The sequence below is a fragment of the Caballeronia sp. M23-90 genome, from assembly GCF_053574605.1.
The window spans coordinates 1-3,243 of sequence record NZ_JBSIPA010000604.1 but is presented as its reverse complement, the minus strand read 5'-3'; the positions used below and the strand labels follow the sequence as shown (position 1 = coordinate 3,243).

The 3,243-nt window shown below is 57.5% G+C and carries 1 protein-coding gene and 1 pseudogene; both read right to left on the bottom strand.

The genetic code is table 11. From position 1 onward, the window contains the following. Nucleotides 1-1,273: 1,273 nt before the first annotated feature. On the bottom strand, nt 1,274-2,815 hold the full coding sequence (locus tag ACRXB1_RS33330; RefSeq protein WP_449494454.1) for an amidohydrolase family protein: 1,542 nt from the start codon (nt 2,813-2,815) through the stop codon (nt 1,274-1,276). Nucleotides 2,816-3,116: 301 nt separating this feature from the next. Next, nucleotides 3,117-3,243 (bottom strand): annotated as a pseudogene (locus ACRXB1_RS33325) (arsenical resistance protein ArsH); the annotation flags it as partial.

Below are 3,243 nucleotides of genomic sequence, written 5' to 3'. Positions count from 1 at the left end.
ACCCGAATTGCCCGTCGCCGCATGGATCAACCCACCCAAAAAGAAGGAATCCCAAACCCGCATAAAACTTGACGCTTGCTCACTGAATGTAAACACCCAGGTGTCGCAAACTCATTGACACGCTCCGTAGTCGCAGCGGCACGAATTTGGACGATGGCGCTTATATCGCGGGTGCTCAAACTCCTTCGTCAACCTCCAATCAGGCACTGGGCCGCGTCGCGATTCGTCACCGATTTTGATAACCGGTCGCTGATGGCATCCCTGCCGTGGAGCATCTGGCCTCCGGGCCACTCGCGTCAAAGATCTGCTTTTGTCTAGTGGCATTCCTGCGAAACAGACTAGGTTCAGCGGCGGGGTCCTTCCTGTTATATTTCGGTCCGATTCCGCGCTTGGTAGTGTCCAATGACAACACGGTCACTCGGTGGCACTGCATAATAAAATATGTGCTTTTATATGACCGTGCCACCGGGGCTGCATTGCACGCTGAGCGTTAAATGCGGGACTGTCTTAATACGTCTTTTTAGCAGGATCACCGCTATTGGATGGGGCCCTCGCTCCCTTCTTCTGCATTTTCATGCCGGACTTGCCGGACATGTTACCCATAGGACTTGCGCCCGATGCCCCAGACGGAGAGCCCGTTACGCCCGGGCCATTGGGCGTACCCATTCCAGCACCACCTTGGCCAGCGCTCCCTCCGCCGGCGCCACCACCACCTGCTCCACCCCCGGCACCCTGTGCGTTTGCTAAGCTGGATAAGCTCAGGAGGAGTGTAATAACTAACAAGCCATGACTACGTTTTTTCATGATGGTCTCCTCGATCTATGAATTGCCCCTTGCACCGAGAGGACGCAAGGTGACCAACGTATAGTCAGCAAAATGTATGCCGCTTCGGGCCGTTACCGGACGAAGGAACGTCAATTTTTTTCACTCGAACGATTGCTGTACTTGCTGTTGGCACGGGTCCCCGAATCGCATTTTCTGCTAGCGGACTTGAATTGGTAAGCGTCGCCCGCCCATCGCTAATACTTACCTCCCGCAAGACTCTTTTTTCAATATTAAAGAAGCAGGCGGTCTCCTGTTGTTGTGAAAGTGAAAGGGCACTTGCCGTCTACATATCGCCTTTTTTTAACGTTTCCCACTGTGGGCGCAGCTTGTAGTTTCGTATCTTTCTACGCGCTCGCTCAGCGCATTTTAGAAGCGGTCGAAGCTATGATTCATGGACAGATTAAGACGACACCGTGTCCGCCTCTAACAGATGTGACGGCTGTTTGATTTAGGTTTTAGACGACGGCTCGTAGAACGGTTGGCGCGGCGGTGTCTCGGCGAGATAGTCCGCGTAAAAGGCCTTCACGTGTGGAAAGACGGCCACACCCAGCTCGCGTTTTGCCTGCTCTCGCGGATTGCGCGGTTTTGCCAGGATTTCCGCGATCTCCTTGAGTACCGCTTCACGATCCACCCGAGTGAAGCGGCCATCCTGATACACGATCTCGCCCGCGATCATCACGGCATCGACGGCATTAATCTTGGCGCGTTGCATGAGCGCGTCGAGCATCGGAATGTCTTCATCCTGGTACGGATAAGTGGCGGTCTTCCAGTTCATCAGCACGATATCGGCGAGGCGACCGGTTTCCAGGCGCCCGACCTGCGTGCCGAACGGGGTGGTCTTCGCCCCGTCCTCGCTTGCCATCCGAAGGACTTGCGGGCAGGTCGGCACGTCGTCGTCCATGCCCGGCGTGCGGTGTACCCGCAGCGCAAGCCGCATTTCCTGGAGCATGTCGCGGTCTTCATTGATGCCCGCCTCGTCGAGTCCCATGCCTACCGTCACGCCGTGCTTCGCGAACGCATTCAATGGCGCAATACCGCTGCGCAAGCGCAGGTTCGAACTGCAGTTGTGACAGATGCAGGTTCCGGTATGCGCGACCAATTCGATATCTTCCTGCGTGAGCCAGACGCCGTGTCCGAGCGTCAGGGACGGTCCAAGAAGGCCCAGATCGTTCAGATGCGCAACCGCCGTCTTGCCCGTGCGCCGCCGTGCATATTCCTTCTGGTACGCAGTCTCCAGCAAGTGCATGTGCATGGGTACGCCGCTGTTGTCGGCACGTTCCTTGATGGCGAGCAGCGTGTCGTCGCCGCACCAGTGCAGGTTGGCCGGCGCAAGCTGAATGCGCGTGAGCGCCTGGCCTTCGTTGTCACGCGTCAGCATGTCGAACAACTCCAAATGCTCGGCCAGAGGAATCTGTTGCGCCTTCAAATGCGCGGCAAGTTTTGGACCGATATCGGCAGGCAGGCGCTTGACGAATTCCTCGTCTGCTTCATACACGAGCAGGTTCTGTTCGCGCACGGCGAAACTGTAGGACGCGCGCATGCCAAGGTCGCGATAAGCCTTGAGAACATGCGACGCGGCATCATGCACCGCTGAAAGCGGCCCTGGCCGCCAGCCGTGAATGTGCTGGACGGTCGTGATGCCGGAGGCGATCATTTCAAATGCCGAATACAGGGTGTCCAGATACAGGTCTATCTCGCGCGCGCCCATGCGGCTTGCAAACCAGAGTTCCAGCGCATGATCGGGCGACCCGAGTTGCAGCGGCGTCATGCCGACATGGTGGTGGCTATTGACGAAGCCCGGCATCAATACGGTATCGGCTGATCCGAGGCGAGGAGCATCGGGATATTTTTCGATCAGCTCCTTTGCATCGCCAATCTCCACGATGACACCATTGCGTTGATAAAGCGCACCGTCGCGGATCACGTCGGCGGTGTGCCGGTCCGTCGCGCCCTTGACGACCCAACCGGCGACAATCAATGTTTCGGACATGTATTTGAACCCGCAAGAAAGAGGTTTAGAAGGAGGGTGTGCCGTAAAGATCCACGCGGCGATGGGAGAAATACGCAAGCGCCGAGCGGGTTGCCGCAATATCGCCGTGTTCAAGCGTTGCCGCCACGAGACCCGGACCCTCGGCGCCCGTGCGGCGGGCCAGCACGGTGCCATCGGCGGCGATCACGCAGGACTCGCCATAGTTGTCGATGCGAACGCCATCCAGGATTTCGTCACCGCTTTTGTTCGCACAGACGACCGCGAGGCCGTTTTCCCTTGCATGAGTGCGCAGTTCGCCGATGAAGACCCGTGTTTCGGCGCCGAAATGGCGCAGGATGCGATCGGCTTCTAACGTTAAAAATTGGCTGTATGACGTGGGGCGCAACGAACCGTAGAGCAGCAGGATCCGTGGCGCATGTTGCGAAACC